The following is an 18923-nucleotide window of genomic DNA, read 5'->3' on the forward strand; positions in this document are numbered from 1 at the left end:
GTATGGCTAATATGTATGAACGATTATTAGGGGATACCTATAAAAATCTTCATCCTGAATTGCAGAAGCGTTATGCGATTACAGAAGAGAATAGTTTTACAGGGGAAGGAAAGATGGATGAAATTTACGGTGGCTCTTTTTTCGTGAAATTTATATTGAAAATTGCATCAAAGTTTCGAATGTTTTTCTCGGAACGAGGAGAGGGAATTCCATTTACGATACAAAACATAGCTGAGCGAGATGAATATGGACAAGAATTAGTAAGGTGGAACCGTACTTTTTATTTCCATAATAAGAAAAGATATTTTAATGCAGTTATGCAATTGGATGAAAAAGAAAATGAAATTGTAGATTATTTTGGTGAACCACATTTACTCGTTTCTACACTGCATTTTCATATCGATGAGTTAGGGGCAATGCATATTTCTTCAAAGAAACAATGGTTTTATATGTTTGGAAGAAAAATGCCGTTACCAAAATTTTTGTATGGTGAGGCAAAAATTGTTGAAAGTTATGATGAAACGCTTCAGTGTTTTCGAATTCATGTACAAGTAAGAAACCCGTTAATTGGTTCGCTTTTTTCATACAAGGGAACATTTGTAGAAAGGGAATAAACGATATGAAAAATATAATATTTGGGCTTGCTTGTTATGTTGTTTTTCTAATATGTGAGCGTTCGAATACAAATCCTGTTGAAGCAATTATATTATTATCTGTTTTATTATTTATACCAATATCATTTTGTATTATTGAGAAAAGAAAAAGAGATGGATCGCATTTATTATTTTATAAATTCGTATCGTTTTTATATCCAATCGCAACAATTTGCGCAATGCTAGCGTTCGTCACAAATCACTATGTATTTGCGCTAGTTTGGTTTGTATATACAGGAATTGTTGCGTTATTTGGTGTAAGTAGATTGCTAGAAAGAGGATGGAAGCCGTTAGAAGAGACCGCCATAGATAGTGCGTTTATTTATTTGTTTTTAGGTGGTTTTTGGTTTTTTGCTTCAGTAGCAAAACTTTCAATTATGCAGTTTAGCTCTGACATTGTTTTACTCACAGCTGCACATTTTCATTATTCGGCGTTTCTATTGCCATTATCAGCTGGTTTAATAGGGAGAAAAAGAGAAAAGAGAAGTAAAGTGTATGATGTTATTATGTTTATCATCATGATTTCACCTATGACAGTTGCAATAGGAATTACATACTCAAGAATATTTGAATTTTTGGCAGTGTTCCTATATTTATGTGCGATTTATGGGTATGGATTTTACGTTTGGAGAGCAAAATTTAATGCTATCAGTGCAAAGATTTTTCTAATCGTTTCGTCTAGTACACTCATGGTTACAATTATGTTCTCACTTATATATTCATACGGAAATTTGAAGCATGTAATGACGATTACAATTGCTCAAATGGTTTGGATTCACGGTGTTGTCAATGGAATTGGAGTAGCTTTACCGGCATTTGTCGGCTGGGTGATCGAAAAGAGTGTTCCGAATTATAAATACTATGGGAAACCAATGAGTAAGTTAAGAGGAAATGTGGCAATTGGTGAGGCTTATTTATATAGCAGCAATTTAGTAGACAGTAAGGAATACAACGGTTTAGTTGATAAAGTAAATGACTTTCATAGTGAGGCATTTGATGTGACAAAGGTTCCTTTAAGTATTATTCGTTTTTATGAAAATACAGCAGAGTATGAGTTACAATCGAATATTAAATGGGCTCGTTCGTTCCGTCCGTTTGCACTTTGTTATGAGAAAATGAGTAAGCGTGTAGAACAAATACATTTAGGAATGGGCGGCAATTGGGAAACGATGTATGGCTCTATCATTAGTGTAATGGATGAGAAAGATGGAAGGGAGAATGTAAGGGCTTGGCTAAGGAAAAATGAAGCAGGTGAATCTATTTTTGTAGCTCTTTATTCAAAGCATACATATAAGAACGAGACATACATGAATATTGCATTACCTTTACCATATTCGAATATGACTGGTATTTTGAAACTATATAATGATAGTCATGATTTAATCATTACTAGTAAGTTAAGAGAAAATGGTCAGGGAGATGAGGGGATTTATTTACATACTCGGTTCTTAACAATACGTTTACCATTAGCAGAGACTTTTATTATAAAAGAGCGCACGGATCACATACTAGAAGCTAATCATAGAATGTGGATATTTGGAGTTAAGTTTTTAGAAATTGATTATAAGATTAAGAAAGTAGAGGAGAAGTAAGAAAAGCTTGGAGAGATTTCAAGCTTTTTTACGTATGTGTAATTGTTATAGCAATTTGTTTATCTAGCTCATTATCCCAAACACGTTGAATTTCAAAAGTGCCTGTTTCAAAAAATAATGGGAATCTCTCTTTAAACCAATCTTGCATAGGAAGATGTAGTGCTGTATCGATTGGTATCCATAATAATTCGCCCTCAGGAGGGTTTAAAAGAAGTTCACCTTCAAATGAGTCTGTCCAGTAGTTAAATACCATGTACCGAACATTACCTTTCGGATTTACATATTCATCTAATCCTTTAAAAGTTAAATTCGAAACAAGTAATCCAGTTTCCTCTTTTACTTCTCTTATAGCGGCTTGAACGATACTTTCGGGGAAATCTACTTTGCCGCCAGGAGCGATGTAGCCAGGGAAACCTCGATGGCTGGGGCGTTTTATGAGTAAAACTTCATTGTTGCGCTGGATCATACACATTGTATAGATGCGGTGCTCGATGTTATGTGAATTTGAAGGCATTGTAATGTATTCTCCTTTATTTTTCTTGATAATTTTACCATAACATAATAGTTTCTTATATAATTAAAATAGAATATTGTTAATTTTCGGCATTTTATTATGAAGTCTATAATCATTTGAAAAGAGGAGAGAAAGATGCAAGGGGAATTACAAAGAGAAAAAGATTTAGGGTATGTTGGTAAATTATTATCGCCAGTTAAAGCGTCACCACATTTTAAATTTTTATGGATTGGACAATTACTCTCGGCCTTAGGTAGTTCGATAACTATGGTCATACTTCCAGTTGTTGTGTATTCATTAACTGGCTCAACAGTTGTGATGGGGATGACAATGGCAATGTACATGCTACCTAATATTCTCGCTTTACCGTTTGCAGGTTTAATTGTAGACCGAATTGATCGGGTTAAATTAATGTTATTAACGGATATACTCCGCTGTATATTAATGCTATTACTTGCATCGCTTATATTTATGGATTTATTAACAATTACAGTTTTATATATTCTCGTTGCCTTATACGGACTTATGGAAGGGATATTCCAACCAGCATATTCTGCTGTAAGGGCGAAAGTATTCGTTCCTGAAATTCGTAATGCAGCTAACGCACTCACTCAAATGAGTAATCAAGGTATACGATTAATTGGGCCAGCACTTGGTGGGTTAATCGTATCGGTTGCGTCTGCAGGGATAGGTTTCGGCCTAGATGCAGTAACGTACTTATTATCATTTTTATGTTTATTATTTTTAAAAGAAATTAAGTTTAAAAAAGTAAAACCCATTGAAAAGAGTAAGCTTAATTACAAACAAGAGTTTATGGAAGGTGTTTTAGTTTTAAAAAGTCATCCGTGGCTGTGGATTACAATTTTAGTTTTTTCTTTTATAAATATTTGTTATGCCGGCATTATCGTCGTATTAATTCCGTGGTTATTTAATGTTCATCATCATTTTGAAGCTTACGTGTATGGACTTGGCATGGCCTTTTCTGGTGGTGGAGCTGTAATTGCCGCATTAATATTTGGTGGGAAAGAGCGGTGGCATAAGAGAGGATTACTGGCTTATGGAGGTGTTTTAATTAGTGGCATTGCTTTATTAATTATGCCATTCATTTCTTGGGCACCCGCCTTAATATTCTTAATGGTAATTGAAGGATTTGGCATGATGATATTTGGACTCATTTGGGAAACTAGTTTACAGGAACTTGTACCAGAAGAAGCATTCGGAAGAGTGGCAAGCCTTGATATGTTGGGTTCTTTTGCTTTATTGCCATTAGGGTATGTAGTTGTAGGCTGGTTAGCTACTGTCATAGGTGGCGAGATAACTATTATAACACTAGCTAGTTTAGTAATTTTAACAATTGGAATCGCATTGTCTGTACCGAGTATTCGTCGATTTAATTGATTATATGGGAAAAGGGGGTGATATGCATGACTATAGAAAACTTGAAAGATATAGTAACGAGGCAATTAGAGAGTAAATACATTTTGGAAGAAAAGGTCTTTGAAGCGAACAATTTTACAGTCTATATCGCTACCCATATAGAAAATAATCTAGCATATAATCAATTAGTATTAATAAAACATCTTTGTAATGAAAAACCGTCCGTACATATTTGGCACAAGAAAATTAGTATGGAAGCAACAGAATTGGAAATTACAAAAGAAGTGACGGAAGCGATACAAGAGGGTTTCAAAAGAGAAGAATAAGCCCTAAAGAAATTAGGACTTATTCTTCATTAAATACAAATGTTTGTTTCATTTTTTTACCTTCATTTACCGGATGGCCGTTATAAGAGAAATTCTTTTCTTCCCAAGTAATCACAACTTTAAAATTATGACTATTAAAGTCTAATGGGAATACCATGTAGTCAAAGCTTGTATGACTTTTAGAAATATTTTCATTAGGTGTAGTAGGTTTAAAGGTAGCTTTAGAGGTAGGATTGTTATCAAGTATTTCCACAGATACGTTTGATACATCATGACCGATGTTTTTTACGAGTAAACTATACGTATCAAATACACCTTGTTTTGGCTGGATTGCTTGCTTGTTTGAGTTATGAGATTTATCAATTTCGACATACCATTGTTTAGACTTTGACGCAATCGGTAGTGACTGAAATGTGTAAGCACTAGCTTGTATTGGTAGTGCTAAGCATAAAAGTGTAAAGAGAGTTAATATTTTTCGTTTCATTTTTTTAGAGCTCCCATTCTTTAATAGATTTACTTGTTATTATCTTCTCTTTACGAGTAAATATACCATATAATGTAAGGTGGCTATTGTGAGTAGTGAATCAATATTTTATTCACTACTCTTATAGCTGGCATAATTACGTATGTAGTAAGAAAGAATAAATTTGTTTTTTTATATTTAGATTGCTGCCCTTTTTAAAAGAGCTATTTTTACGTTTTAAAAAAAATATACTAAGAGTTCCGTATAAATTATTTATTTTAATGTAGTTAAATGTGCTTGTAGATGTGAAATTAGAGAAGGAAGCTGTGTAGAGATGTTTCTACACAGCTTTTTAGGATATGAAAAAAATTACCAAAAATATGTTAAAATAACATTATCATACAACAAGGGGGATTCGTTTTATGGAAAATGGACATCTTGCTAAAGTAGATTTAACGAAAAAAATTGAATCAAAATCTAAGTACAACAAGAAACTCGAAAAATATCAAAGGCGCTTATTAGCATTACAGCAAATTTTGAAAGAAGAAAAAATCGCGGTTATGCTTGTTATGGAAGGATGGGATGCGGCTGGTAAAGGTGGGGTAATTAAGCGGGTGACGGAACATCTTGACCCGCGTGGGTTCCAAGTAAATCCAATTGGAGCGCCTGCACCTCATGAAAAACGTTACCATTATTTGCAACGTTTCTGGCGCAAAATTCCACAGTACGGGCAAATTACCATTTTTGATCGCTCATGGTACGGTCGAGTGTTAGTTGAGCGTGTTGAAGGTTTTGCTACAAAGGAAGAGTGGATGAGAGCATACGATGAGATTAATGGTTTTGAAAAACTACTAACAGATGACCATTACATAATAGGGAAGTTCTTCTACCATATAAGTAAAGAGGAACAGTTAAAGAGATTTAAAGATAGAGAGAAAAATCCTTTGAAAAGATGGAAAATTACAGACGAAGATTGGCGTAATCGTGAAAAATGGGATGAGTATGTTGAAGCGATGGAAGACATGTTTGAAAAAACAAGTAAGCCAAATGCGAAGTGGCATATTATTGAAAGTAACGATAAATTGTATGCTCGTGTGAAAACGTTAAAAATCATTATTTCATTCATTGAGGATTATTTCTTAGAACATGGTATAGAATTGCCTTCTTATTATTATGAAATGAAAGAGGATATTGAAGTTTTGCAAGATGTAGGTGTTAAAGAGTAAATAAGAAAATGGCCCTGTGAATTGGTGAAACCAAATTATAGGGATTTCCTATTATTGGTTGCAAATGATTGATGTTCATTCAACAAATATAGAAATTATTATTCCGTGTATGATATTAGGTGTTGGATATGATTTAGTAGTGGGGCCAATTACAGTTTTAAGTGCTTCTTCATTTGAAGGAGAACTGTTAACTGCTTCTCAAAGTGTTGTATCAATGTTACGACAAGTTGGAATTGTATTGGCGGTTGCAATATTTGTCTCTAACTTAACTCATAATTTAACTGTAAATAAAGAAAAAGTATATCGTTATGCAGAAGAAAAGGTGCGGAATATTCATGTGAATAGTACTGAGCAAACTGAAATTTTACAAATAACTAAAGAAAAAATAGAGAATCAAAGTTTAGAATCGAATATAAATAAGAAACAAAATGCAATGACAATGGGATTAAGTAAAGAGAAGAAGGAAGAATTGATTCGCGACAAGACGGATGAAATATTAAGAAAAGTTCCAGTAGAATATAGGGATGTAAAAAGAGAAGAAGTTATGAGGCAAGTGACAAAAGAAGTTGAAAAACAAGAGGAAAGTATAAAGAAAGAGGTACTCACATTCTCGAATGATGTGAATCATTATGCCAAGAATCAGATGGCTATGAGTTTTACAGATTTATATAAAGCAAGTGTGCCAATTATATTAATTTGTGCTTTCGTAAGTTTGTTGTTTTGGGAAGGAAGAGCTTTGAGTAAAAAGAGAAGGGGAAGGATAGTAGAAGAAGTGTAAAGGGAAACAGGCTGCTATTAGCCTGTTTTTTCATTGTTTTCTCCTTGCGTATTGTGAATAGTAGTATTTTTAATATAGCATGGGATAAGTCGAGTATGATTAGAAAGTTTTTTAGAATGAAAGGTATGAATGGAAAATGCCATTGAATATGTAACATTATACATAGTACATTAACAAGAGGGATTAATTTTAAAAGGAGGATGGGGAATTGCTAGATAAGGCAGGGGCTTTAATAGATAATCATGTGTACACAGAAGAGGAGCAACAAAAACTATACAAACGAACGTTAATAATCGTCAGCATTTCACAAATGTTTGGCGGTGCAGGACTAGCTGCTGGTATTACAGTGGGAGCACTTCTTGCGCAGCAAATGCTTGGAACAGATGCATTTGCAGGATTACCGACTGCTATGTTTACATTAGGATCGGCATTAGCAGCTTTCATAGTAGGGAAGCTTTCGCAACGATATGGACGCCGGATAGGTCTTGCAACAGGGTTTATAGTAGGCGGATTTGGAGCAATTGGTGTTGTAATGGCAGCTTTAACGAATAGCATTATTCTTTTACTTATTTCTTTACTCATATATGGTGCCGGTACAGCCACGAATCTACAAGCTCGTTATGCAGGTACAGATTTAGCAGATAAGAAGCAGAGAGCAACGGCTGTTAGTATTACGATGGTAATGACGACTTTCGGTGCAGTTGCAGGACCAAATTTAGTAGGAGTAATGGGTAGTTTTGCTCATTCAATTGGAGTTCCTAAACTTGCAGGTCCGTTCATACTATCGGCAGCAGCATTTATACTGGCGGGGCTAGTTCTTTTTGTTATGCTTCGTCCAGATCCTTTAATTATTGCTAACATAATAGAAAGATATAAACAGGAACATACATATAAAGGGCAACCAATAACAGAAGAAGCGAAAGAAAATAAACGAGGTATTACAGTTGGAGCAATCGTAATGATACTTACGCAAATCGTGATGGTTGCGATTATGACGATGACGCCAGTTCATATGGGACACCACGGTCACGGTTTAAGTGCAGTAGGACTTGTGATAGGTTTTCATGTAGGTGCAATGTATCTTCCATCTCTCGTTACAGGAATGTTAATTGATAAAATTGGCCGAACTACAATGAGCATAGCTGGTGGAGTGATTTTACTTGCAGCGGGTGTCATAGCTGCGATAGCGCCAAGTGATTCTTTATTATTATTAATCGTTGCTCTTTCTTTACTTGGGCTAGGATGGAACCTCGGATTGATTAGTGGTACAGCACAAATTGTTGATTCCACAACACCGTATACACGTGCTAAAACACAAGGGAAAATAGATGTTTTTATTGCGCTAGCTGGAGCTTCTGGTGGAGCGATGTCAGGTATGGTAGTAGCGAATTCAAGTTATGCGGCATTGTCATTGGCTGGAGGCGTGTTAGCGTTGTTACTTATTCCTGTTGTGATATGGTCTCGAAAAGGGGTAAGAAATTAAATGAAGAAGAGGTTCTAGTTACTGACTAGAGCCTCTTTTTATACACTTAAATTAAATTCCATTCTAAAATAAGTCCTAAATGCGTAAGTCCGCCACCGAATCCGTATAGTAAAAGTGTGTCTCCATTATTTAACTTTCCTTCTTTTATAGCTAAATCTAGAGCGAGTGGAATGGTGACTGAAGAGGTATTCCCCATATATTCCACGCTCGTTAATGTTTTTTGTATTGGAATTTGAGATTTTTCGCAAATAGATTCGATCATTCGTAAGTTAGCGCTGTGGGGTATGAACCAGTCTATATCATCTACTTGCATATTTGCGGTATGTATTAAATCTTTTATGCCTTTTGGCACTGTACGTGTTGCCCATTTATATACTTCTCTTCCATTTTGAACGATTTTTTCATTTGTTTGCAGTGGTGTGCCATTCATAGTAGTAGATAAGTTTGTTCTATATAGATGAATGCCGCCATCACCGTTTGTTCCCATGTGAGCAGCGATAAAGCTTGGGGTGTCTTCATCTCTTTCTAATAAAATAGCTCCAGCACCATCACCGAATAAAATACAGGTCGTTCTATCGCTATAATCAGTAACTTTAGATAATGTTTCTGTCGCTACGACAAGTACTTTTTCATGTGATCCAGAAGTGATTAAGCTATTACCGACGTGTAGTCCATATGTAAAACCAGCACAAGTTGCATTTAAATCAAAAGCTAGTGTATGAGGTATGTTGAAGTATTGTTGTATTTGGCAAGCAACACTAGGGAAAACGTAATCAGCAGTAGTAGTAGCGACAATGATACAGTCGACATCTTCTAAGTTTTTCTTATATGTTGTACATAAATTTTTAATTGCTTTAATGGCTAAGTTTGAGGAGTATTCTTCTTCGCTAGCGATTCTTCTTTCCCTCATTCCTGTTCTTTGTAAAATCCATTCATCATTCGTATGGACCATCTTTTCTAAATCGTTATTAGACAATATTTGATCTGGAACATAAGTACCAATTGCAGTAATACGAGATTTAGAATGCATAGAAACATCTCCTAACTTTTATTTTTATAACCTGATACTAATATCAGGTTATAAAAATGTCAATAAAGATTTTTGTTGTATTAAAACGATAATACTTAACTTACTATGAAGGAATTTGGCGAGTGCTGTAAAAATAATATACGAGAAGTTTCTAAAATTGATAATTGCTTTTGTTATTTTTGTTGTGAAAAAACTCGCAAAAAATGACGATTAAAGTAAAAATATAACGATTTTCTTTAGTGTGATATAGGTTGTTAAACCTTGTGAAAGCGAATTACTTATGCTACACTTTATGTAACTTAAAATGAACGGAGGGGCTTCCTTTGATCTTAATCAGATTACGTCTCAATACTTTGTGCCAATAATTGAATAGCGCTCAAAGGCTCTGTCTGTGTACAGAGTGAACGGGATTGGTTTGCCTATTTTAAAGGAACCCTTTATTAAGCTTATATGTGAAAAAGAGGGAGGGACGAATACGCCCTCTTTTTGTTTTGCCTTTATAAATAGAATGGGATTGTATAGGTGAACACTTATTGTGGATACGTATACAATCTTGGGACTTTTTGACTATAAAATAGGATGAAAGCATAGCTTTCTTCTATTTCTTTGGTGAACCCTTATCCGTTTACGAAAACACAGGCAGCGACCTGTGTTTTTTATTTTACGTAATCGAAATGGAGGAATAAATATATGGAAGAAGTATTACAAAGAGCAGTTTTAGTTGGAGTAAATGTAGGTAATGAAGATGATTTTGCATATTCGATGGAAGAGTTAACAAATCTTGCGGAAGCTTGTGATGTAGAGGTAATTGGGCAAGTAACGCAAAATTTACAACGAGTAAATCCATCGCATTATATCGGAAAAGGAAAGATTGAAGAAGTTGCAGCGTATGTACAAGAAATAGATGCGAATATGGTTATCTTTAATGATGAATTATCTCCTTCACAAATTCGAAATTTAGAAGAGGATTTAGATTGTAAGGTAATTGATCGTACCATTTTAATTTTAGATATTTTTGCGCAACGTGCGAAAACGAAAGAAGCACAGCTACAAGTAGAAGTAGCCCATCTTCAGTATATGATGCCTCGTTTAATCGGTCTTCGTGAATCGTTAGGAAGACAGAGCGGCGGCGTTGGTACGAAAAATAAAGGTGTCGGTGAAAAGAAGTTAGAGTTAGACCGTCGTAAAATTGAAGAACAAATTTCAGTTTTAAATAAAGATTTAGAAGCGCTCGTTGCCCAGCGTCAAACGCAGCGAAAGCAGCGTAAGAAAAATGAAATACCTGTTGTAGCATTAGTAGGTTATACGAATGCAGGAAAGTCAACGACGATGAATGCAATGCTTGAAATTTATAATGGTACAGAAGAAAAGCAAGTATTTGAAAAAGATATGTTATTCGCGACGTTAGAAACATCTGTACGAAATATTGATTTACCAGATAATAAATCATTCTTATTAACAGATACAGTTGGATTTGTAAGTAAATTACCACATCATCTTGTGAAAGCGTTCCGTTCAACGTTAGAAGAAGTAGCGGAAGCAGATTTACTTATTCACGTCGTAGATTACGCAAATCCAAATTATGAACAATTAATTGATATTACAAATGAAACGTTAAAGAAAATTGGAGTAGAAAATATTCCAACGATCTATGCTTATAATAAATCAGATATGGTAGATGTTGAAATTCCGAAAGTGCAAGAAGATCGTGTTTATTTATCAGCGAAGAAACAAGTTGGAATTGAAGAACTTGTAGAAATGATTCGCTCACACATCTATAAAGAATATACGAAGTGTGAAATGTTAATTCCATATGATCAAGGACAGGTAGTTTCGTATTTCAATAATCATGCGCACGTTTTATCAACGAGTTATGAAAATGAAGGTACGAAACTAGAAGTGGAATGTAAGACGAGCGATTACGAGAAGTATAAGCGTTTTGCAATTTAATGTAAGAGGCAACCCAGTTTGTGATTGGGTTGCCTTTTTCTATAATGTTTTACGGCTGAAAGTTACAAGGATGCAAGTCAATGATGGGAGTTAAGTTATATTTCTGGAAAAAGAAATGAAAGCAGTATAGAATAGAAATGTTTCAAAAGTCAGAATTTATTACACCTACTGTAATAAATATATTTTTTGTACAGAAAGGAGCGATTCACATATGCAGGCAGTTTCGCAAAAAAACACAGTAGAAACACCGACAATATATCGAATATTATTTGCGATTAGCTTTGGACATTTTTTAAATGATTCGATGCAAGCAGTTGTACCGGCGTTGTTTCCTATTTTGGAAAAAACGATGAATTTATCCTATATGCAAGTAGGGTGGATTGCGTTTGCGTTAAATATGACGTCATCGATTATGCAACCGGTGTTTGGTATGTATTCAGATAAGAAGCCGTCACCATTTTTATTACCACTCGGCATGTTTTCAAGTATGCTTGGAATGATTGGACTCGCGTTTGCACCAAACTTTATTATTGTTATTATTTCTGTTTTATTTATTGGTTTAGGTTCCGCAGTCTTTCATCCAGAAGGCGCTCGTGTTGCGTATATGGCGGCAGGTGCAAAACGAGGGTTAGCGCAAGCGATTTATCAAGTTGGGGGAAACACGGGGAATTCTTTAGCTCCTATCTTTACAGCGCTAATTTTCGTTCCACTCGGTCAAATTGGTTCATTAGGTTTTACAGCATTTGCAGCAGTAGGAATTGCATTATTAATTTTCGTATCGAATTGGTACAAAAATGAATTAGCAACCGGCGCTGTAAGAAGGAAGAAGAGAGCTGCGCTTGAGGCGGAAAATGCAATTGTAAGTACACATATTAAATTCGTAATTATACTTCTTGTTTTTCTTACTTTTGTGCGCTCTTGGTACGGTGCAGGTATCGGGAATTTCTATCAATTTTACTTAATTGAGCATTATGGTTTATCTATAAAAAATGCCCAGTATTTCGTATTCGCATTTATGATTGCTGGTGTGTTAGGCACTTTCTTCGGAGGACCGTTAGCAGATCGATTTGGTAAGAAAAACATCATCGTATTTTCAATGTTAGGTTCAGCGCCACTTGCACTATTATTACCACATGTCTCACTTGTGTGGGTCGTACCTTTATTTTTATGTATCGGTTTTATTAGTTCAAGTAGTTTTAGTGTAATTGTTGTATACGCGCAAGAGCTTGTTCCGGGAAAAGTAGGGATGGTATCAGGTCTAATTGTAGGTCTTGCGTTCGGCCTTGGTGCTCTAGGTGCTGTAGTACTAGGAAAGTTAGCTGATATATATGGCCTTCAGTTCATTATGATATTATGTAGTTGTTTACCGTTAATTGGGCTTACTTCATGGTTATTACCAAGTGATAAGAAAACGATAGAATAGGGGATGCACTATGAAATTATGTGAAAACGTAACAGAATTAATAGGAGATACACCTGTCGTCCGATTATCTAAATTTATTCCGGAAGACGCAGCGGACGTGTATGTGAAACTAGAAATGTTTAATCCATCACGTAGTGTGAAAGACCGTGCTGCTTATAATTTACTTCACGTTGCAGAAGAAAATGGTCTCATTAAACCAGGGGATACAATTATTGAACCGACAAGTGGGAATACAGGAATTGGTTTAGCGATGAACGCAGCAGCTAAAGGGTATAAAGCGATTTTAATTATGCCAGACAATATGTCAAAAGAGCGTATTAATTTATTGAAAGCATACGGGGCAGAAGTAGTTTTAACACCAGCAGAACAAAGAATGCCAGGAGCAATTGCGAAGGCGTTAGAACTGCAAAAACAAATACCGAATAGTTTTATCCCGCAACAATTTGAAAATCCAGCTAATCCGAATATTCACCGTTATACGACTGCACTTGAAATTTACGAACAAATGGATGGAGAGCTTGATGCTTTTGTTGCAACGGCAGGAACAGGTGGAACGATTACAGGGACTGGTGAAACGTTAAAAGAGAAATTACCAAACTTATATATTGCAGTAGTGGAACCGAAAGGATCTCCCGTTTTATCAGGTGGTGTACCAGGTCCTCATAAACTAGTAGGAACAAGCCCAGGATTTATTCCGAAAAACTTAAATACAGAAGTGTATAACGAAATTATTCAAATTGCAGACGAAGAGGCTTTAACGACAATGAGAAATTTAGCTAGACAAGAAGGATTATTAGTTGGGCCATCTTCTGGAGCATCTGTTTACGCTGCGATTATGATAGCGAAACGTCTAGGCGTTGGTAAAAAAGTTTTATGTATTGCGCCTGATACAGGTGAACGTTATTTGAGCATGGGGTTATTTGAATAAAAAAGGGTAGAAACACCTTAATAGTGAATAGCTGCTATTAAGGTGTTTGGTTTATGGAATGAAGAGGGGGAGAAGAACAATGAAACTATTAAAACCAATCCATGAATATAGTGAGCATATTACGGCGTATAGACAGGCATTTTTACAATCAGGGGAACAACCACATGGAAGTAGTTCTTTACAAAACTTTGATTCTCTTGATGAATGGTTTGAAAAAGTGAGTAAACAAGAACTAGGAGAAAATATACTAGCTAATCGAGTGCCATCTAGCCAGTTTTTAAGTTTTGAAAAAAGGGAACTTATAGGTTTTGTGAATATTAGACATAGATTAAATCCAGAATTATTACGGGAAAGCGGTCATATTGGATATAGTGTCCATCCAAATAAACGTCGCCACGGTTACGCTACGAAACAACTAAAGCTTGCATTAGCTGAAGCACAAAAATTAGGATTACAGAAAGTGTTAATAACTTGCGATAAATCCAATATCGGTTCTGCTAAAACGATTCAAAAGGTTGGCGGCGTGTTAGAAAATGAAGTAGTTTCTTCTCGTACTGGTGAAGTTATTCAGCGCTATTGGATAGAAATATGATGTAGTAGGAATTTGAAAAGGTAATGCAAGCTGTAAAATCGAAATAGATAAATGAAATATAAGGGATTACTGCAATTTTAGGGGGAAATGAAATGGGATTAAAAGAGAAAGCGATAGAGATGTCAGAGATTTATAGGAAAAATCCGAAAGTGGAAGCTATTATTTTAGCGGGTTCAGTAGCTAGAAAACTTGAAGATGAACATTCAGATATAGAATTACATATTTTATGGTCAACACCGCCGGAAGATGAGGATCGTAGGGCCCCTATTTATCATATTGATGGGAAAATATTATCGTATCATCCGTATGAGGAAGAAGAATGGTCGGAAACGTATTTAACGAAAGAGGGAATTAAATTAGAGATTAGTAACTTTTTAACAGAGACAGTAGAGAAAGTGATTTCGGATGTGGTGGATCAATATGATATAAGTTATGAAAAACAATGTATTGTATCATCTGTTCATGATGGTGTTAGTTTGTATGGAGAAGGGAAAGTGAATGAATTAAAAGATAGAGTAGCGGCATATCCAGATGAACTAGCAAAACGGATGATTTCAGAAAATCTATGGTTAAGTAATCGTTGGCACAATCGAAAGGCGCTTTTAAAACGGAAAGATTGGCTTATGCTTTATGACGTTATTTGTGAAGTACAAAGGAATGTATTTGGTGTTTTATTTGGTTTGAATAAAATGTACGTGCATCATCCAGCGTTTAAATGGATGCCTAATAATGTGGAACGAATGACTATTAAACCTGAAAAATTATATAAACGTATGGCAGATATATTAATAGGGAGTCCAGAAAATAGTGTGCAGGAGTTAGAGTTGCTAATAGAAGAAGTATTGCAACAAGTTCATACATACGCGCCAGGAGTAAATGTGGATGAGCAAGAAAAATCTATTTTTTATTTTGTGAAATAGAAAATAGTAATAAGGGGGAAGTTATGGGGTTTTTTAATAGGTTTTTTAAAAAAGTTGAAAAAGTGAATGAGCAAGAGGCCACTCTTCATGAATTAAGTGAAGAATTGTATGTTGAATCACCGGTAGAGGAAGCGACTAGTTACTGGGTATCAATGGCACAAAATATAATTATTAATGCTGTAAAAGCAGCTGACAATGATGTGGAACGTGCCTTCGTATTATTGAATTTGAAGAAAGGTGAGGCTTCATTTGATATTTTTTATCAAATAAACGGACAATTGTATTTCTGGGATCAGCTAGAAAATGGGACGATAAAAAATAGAATTCAGAACGAGTTGTTACCGCAAGCTCCAGAAGTTTCAAATGCAGTAAATGAGCAATTTCGTGAAGCTGATCACCCTATAATTTCGTTCGCACAATTGCAGTTTGAATGGGAAACGAAAGCCTGGTTCTCACATATAATTTGGGAAGATAACCTTGCTGCTCAATTGCCAAAAACTCAAATTTTAAATGAATGGTTTCGTGTAATTAAAGAAGAAACGAAAAATAGACCACTGGATAGTGATGCGGAATTTTCTTGGTATCCATCAAACTCTTAAAAACTAATACAGATAGAGATAGGTTATGTTTCTAGATGATTTTTCTTCTGGAATAAGTATCAATAATACGTAATTCTTTTTCTATTGCCTGTTAGAATTCGTTATGTACTAATCTACTTGTTTTCTAAACTAAAACTTATATTTCGAATTTTTAAATAGATTGTAATACATAAAAATTCAAAATATAAGTTGACACTATTTTTAATGTGTGATAAAAATGATAGTAATCAATTCGGAAAATAATATTTGGGCAATGAAAGGGTATAGTAGTGAATATCTCCCTATTTCAGAGAGCTGATGGTTGGTGTGAATCAGTATATAGATTATTCATGAAGTTCGTCCTGGAGCATCTTTCATAAATCTCGCATTATGAGGAAATGAAAGACGGTAGTTTATACCGTTATCAAATAAAGTGGTGAAGATTTTTTCACAACTAGGGTGGTACCGCGATATTTATCGTCCCTACGTATTTACGTAGGGACGTTTTTTATTTAGGTCCTAACTTTGGTGTGGCTTCATAACTAGGGTGGTACCGCGATATTTTATCGTCCCTACGTTTTTGCGTAGGGGCGTTTTTATTTAGGTGGTTTCTTAGTGTTCTTCACAACTAGGGTGGTACCGCGATATTTTTGTCGTCCCTACGTATTTACGTAGGGGCGTTTTTTTATTATTAGGGAGGAAGTGAACGTATTAGAAAAGAGTATTGATAGAACAATATAAATACCGAATTGTAACAAAAAAGAAGAGATAGAGAGGAGATTAATAAATGAATTCACAGCAATGGACATCGAAATTAGGTTTCGTATTAGCTGCAGCAGGTTCGGCAATTGGTCTTGGGGCGATTTGGAAATTCCCATATATGGCCGGCATTGGAGGAGGCGGAGCATTCTTCCTAATTTTCATCGGTTTCACATTATTAATTGGTTTACCGCTATTATTAGCTGAATTTGTTATTGGAAGAAGTACACAAAAAGAGGCTGTTGATGCATATAGAGAGATTGCTCCTAAAACGTTATGGCCTTGGTTAGGTAAATTAGGAATTGTAACATGTTTCATATTACTTTCTTTCTACAGTGTTGTAGGAGGCTGGATTTTATTATATTTATGGAATGCAATTACAGGTAGACTATGGGAAGGAAATGGAGCATACGAAGCTACGTTTGGTGAAATCATTTCCAATCCATATTTAGCAGTTGGATCACAGCTATTATTCATCCTTATTACTATTTTTATCGTAAGTAAAGGTGTACAAAATGGTGTTGAAAAAGTAAATAAATATTTCATGCCAGCACTATTTGTTTTATTCTTTGTATTAATAGTTCGTGCACTTACGTTAGATGGTGCCGGAGAAGGCGTTCGTTTCTTCTTACAACCTGATTTCTCACATGTAACATCAGAAGTTATTTTATACGCAATGGGGCAATCGTTCTTCTCGTTATCTGTCGGGGTAGCCGTTATGGTAACGTATAGCTCGTATTTACCGAAAGAAGAAAGCTTACCACGTTCAGCATTTTCTATCGTAGCATTAACTCTTGTTATTACATTACTTGCAGGACTTGCAATTTTCCCAGTTGTATTCGCATTCGGAATGGAACCATCTCAAGGACCGGGACTATTATTTATCGTATTGCCAGCTATTTTCAGTAAAATGGCATTTGGAAAATTATTCTTCATCGTTTTCTTATTACTATTCTTCTTCGCTACGATTACATCAGCAATTTCGATGTTAGAAATTAGTGTTGCGTCGTTAACATCAAAAGGTAAAGGGAAACGTGAAAAAATGGCCTTAATCGTAGGGTTATTAATCTTCGTTGTTGGGGTACCATCAGCATTATCATTCGGTATATTAAGTGATCTGAAGATTTTCGGAAAGACAGTCTTTGATTTAGCGGACTATGCAGTAAGTAACGTATTAATGCCACTTGGTGTATTATTAGTTTCTATCTTTGTTCCTTTGAAAATGAAGAAAGATGTATTAATGAAAGAGCTAGGTGTAAGTAAAAATAAAGGTTATAAACTATTCGTATTATGGTTATTCTTACTTCGTTATATCGCACCAATTGCGATTATTATCGTATTCTTAAATGTACTTGGCATTATATAAAAAGAAAGGTAGCGTATCATACAAAGATACGCTACCTTTTTATTTTGCTCTTTTTTGCAATTCATTTACTGTTACGAACTGATAGCCCTTCTTAGATAAAGAATCTAAAATACCTTCAATCGTTTGTAAATTTTCATTAGACTCATCATACATAGAATGCAATAAAATGATAGAACCTGGTTTTACATTTTTATTAACATATTCAATTTTATCAGCCGTAGATTTATAAAAAGTATCGGGCTCAAGATCCCATATAATCGTTTCGATATTATTTTTATTTAAATAATAGGGTAGTCCAATTAATTTTTTCCCGTTAGGAGGCCTAAAATCAATTTCGTCTGTAAATCCTGTTTGGCGGATTAATGAATTCGTTTTTTCTATTTCACCTTTAATGAAAGAAGGTGTTTTGAAAACCATTCTATTATGAGAATATGTATGGTTTCCAAGTTGGTGCCCAGATTGCGCGATAGCTTCTCCTAACGATAAATTTTTCTCTAATTCATTTCCAATTAAAAAGAAAGTAGCTTTAGCGTTGTATTTATCTAGTAGCGGTAATATTTGTTTTACATTGTTAGTAGGGCCATCATCAAAAGTTAAAGCAATCACTTTTTCATTTGTTTCTACGCGTTGTGTTAAATCTCCAAATAATTGAAAGCTTCTTGCGTTCATCAATTTGTATGTTCCAAATAATGCCGTGATAATAAAGAATAGTGTAACGGTTGTAATGATAATTTTTTTCCTCATAATGTAACCTCACAATGATTGTTGATTCAATTAAAAAGTATTATATCAAATTAAGTAATTTCACGCTTTAAAAAGGATGTGGATGCAAGGGGAAGGGATTTATCATATAATAAAATGCAAAAGGTATATTAGGAGGTGTTTAAATGGCGATTACAATTCAATTGCCAGACACTGCAACGTCTCATGCAAAGCCAAGTATGGAAATGGCGATACTTTGCGTG

The 18923-nt window shown here is 34.9% G+C and carries 17 protein-coding genes, 1 pseudogene and 1 other annotated feature; of the genes and pseudogenes, 14 read left to right on the plus strand and 4 right to left on the minus strand.

Translation table 11 applies throughout. The features are described from left to right. The first annotated feature begins 2 nt into the window (after nucleotides 1-2). Both MR143_RS02100 and MR143_RS02105 read left to right on the plus strand, forming a co-directional pair. On the plus strand, nucleotides 3-614 hold the full coding sequence (locus MR143_RS02100; protein ID WP_000002652.1) for a DUF4166 domain-containing protein: 612 nt from the start codon (nucleotides 3-5) through the stop codon (nucleotides 612-614). A gap of 5 nt (nucleotides 615-619) precedes the next feature. Then, the gene (locus tag MR143_RS02105) at nucleotides 620-2245 is read left to right on the plus strand and encodes a YndJ family protein (RefSeq protein ID WP_000789367.1); all 1626 of its coding nucleotides are present in this window, start codon (nucleotides 620-622) and stop codon (nucleotides 2243-2245) included. 28 nt (nucleotides 2246-2273) lie between these two features. Here the strand turns inward: MR143_RS02105 and MR143_RS02110 are convergent, their stop codons facing one another. Beyond that, complete coding sequence (locus MR143_RS02110; protein WP_001139828.1) at nucleotides 2274-2759, minus strand: 8-oxo-dGTP diphosphatase; 486 nt, start codon at nucleotides 2757-2759, stop codon at nucleotides 2274-2276. 135 nt (nucleotides 2760-2894) lie between these two features. On the opposite strand from MR143_RS02110, the gene MR143_RS02115 reads away from it, so the two are divergent. Together MR143_RS02115 and MR143_RS02120 are read left to right on the plus strand one after the other, a co-directional pair. Continuing rightward, entirely contained in the window at nucleotides 2895-4157 is a 1263-nt protein-coding gene (locus MR143_RS02115) for an MFS transporter (protein WP_001161200.1), read from the plus strand. A 26-nt stretch (nucleotides 4158-4183) separates the two neighbouring features. Next, nucleotides 4184-4462, plus strand: coding sequence for a hypothetical protein (locus MR143_RS02120; protein ID WP_000151372.1), 279 nt, complete (start codon nucleotides 4184-4186; stop codon nucleotides 4460-4462). A gap of 19 nt (nucleotides 4463-4481) precedes the next feature. Here MR143_RS02120 and MR143_RS02125 read toward each other — a convergent pair whose 3' ends face one another. Further along, nucleotides 4482-4946, minus strand: coding sequence for a hypothetical protein (locus MR143_RS02125; RefSeq protein WP_000823344.1), 465 nt, complete (start codon nucleotides 4944-4946; stop codon nucleotides 4482-4484). A gap of 401 nt (nucleotides 4947-5347) precedes the next feature. Here MR143_RS02125 and MR143_RS02130 point away from each other — a divergent pair, with 401 nt between their 5' ends. From MR143_RS02130 to MR143_RS02140, 3 genes and pseudogenes are all read left to right on the plus strand, one after another. Continuing rightward, entirely contained in the window at nucleotides 5348-6151 is an 804-nt protein-coding gene (locus MR143_RS02130) for a polyphosphate kinase 2 family protein (protein ID WP_000427324.1), read from the plus strand. A gap of 34 nt (nucleotides 6152-6185) precedes the next feature. Further along, nucleotides 6186-6929: pseudogene (locus MR143_RS02135) on the plus strand (MFS transporter); the annotation flags it as partial. 208 nt (nucleotides 6930-7137) lie between these two features. Continuing rightward, complete coding sequence (locus MR143_RS02140; protein WP_000884515.1) at nucleotides 7138-8412, plus strand: MFS transporter; 1275 nt, start codon at nucleotides 7138-7140, stop codon at nucleotides 8410-8412. Nucleotides 8413-8458: 46 nt separating this feature from the next. Here MR143_RS02140 and MR143_RS02145 read toward each other — a convergent pair whose 3' ends face one another. Next, entirely contained in the window at nucleotides 8459-9442 is a 984-nt protein-coding gene (locus tag MR143_RS02145; RefSeq protein ID WP_000555746.1) for a ketoacyl-ACP synthase III, read from the minus strand. 690 nt (nucleotides 9443-10132) lie between these two features. Between MR143_RS02145 and hflX the strand changes: the two genes are divergently transcribed. From hflX to MR143_RS02180, 7 genes are all read left to right on the plus strand, one after another. Beyond that, a complete protein-coding gene (gene hflX, locus MR143_RS02150) occupies nucleotides 10133-11392 on the plus strand; it encodes a GTPase HflX (protein ID WP_000393286.1) in 1260 nt (419 codons plus the stop codon). A 211-nt stretch (nucleotides 11393-11603) separates the two neighbouring features. Further along, entirely contained in the window at nucleotides 11604-12815 is a 1212-nt protein-coding gene (locus tag MR143_RS02155) for an MFS transporter (protein ID WP_199717540.1), read from the plus strand. Between the two features lie 10 nt (nucleotides 12816-12825). Beyond that, nucleotides 12826-13743 carry a cysteine synthase A gene (gene cysK / locus MR143_RS02160; RefSeq protein WP_000762273.1) on the plus strand — a complete coding sequence of 306 codons (918 nt, stop codon included), beginning with the start codon at nucleotides 12826-12828 and terminating at the stop codon, nucleotides 13741-13743. Nucleotides 13744-13822: 79 nt separating this feature from the next. Then, entirely contained in the window at nucleotides 13823-14335 is a 513-nt protein-coding gene (locus MR143_RS02165) for a GNAT family N-acetyltransferase (protein WP_000771275.1), read from the plus strand. Between the two features lie 92 nt (nucleotides 14336-14427). Further along, complete coding sequence (locus MR143_RS02170) at nucleotides 14428-15255, plus strand: DUF4037 domain-containing protein (protein WP_000523176.1); 828 nt, start codon at nucleotides 14428-14430, stop codon at nucleotides 15253-15255. Nucleotides 15256-15278: 23 nt separating this feature from the next. Continuing rightward, entirely contained in the window at nucleotides 15279-15854 is a 576-nt protein-coding gene (locus tag MR143_RS02175; RefSeq protein WP_000505540.1) for a hypothetical protein, read from the plus strand. A gap of 244 nt (nucleotides 15855-16098) precedes the next feature. Then, nucleotides 16099-16321 (plus strand) — a binding site (T-box leader). 299 nt (nucleotides 16322-16620) lie between these two features. Next, a complete protein-coding gene (locus MR143_RS02180) occupies nucleotides 16621-17958 on the plus strand; it encodes a sodium-dependent transporter (RefSeq protein WP_001088187.1) in 1338 nt (445 codons plus the stop codon). Between the two features lie 39 nt (nucleotides 17959-17997). Here the strand turns inward: MR143_RS02180 and MR143_RS02185 are convergent, their stop codons facing one another. Continuing rightward, on the minus strand, nucleotides 17998-18702 hold the full coding sequence (locus MR143_RS02185; protein WP_001227583.1) for a polysaccharide deacetylase family protein: 705 nt from the start codon (nucleotides 18700-18702) through the stop codon (nucleotides 17998-18000). Nucleotides 18703-18923: the final 221 nt, after the last annotated feature.

Source organism: Bacillus cereus group sp. BfR-BA-01347 (assembly GCF_022663835.1).
GTDB lineage: Bacteria > Bacillota > Bacilli > Bacillales > Bacillaceae_G > Bacillus_A > Bacillus_A thuringiensis_K.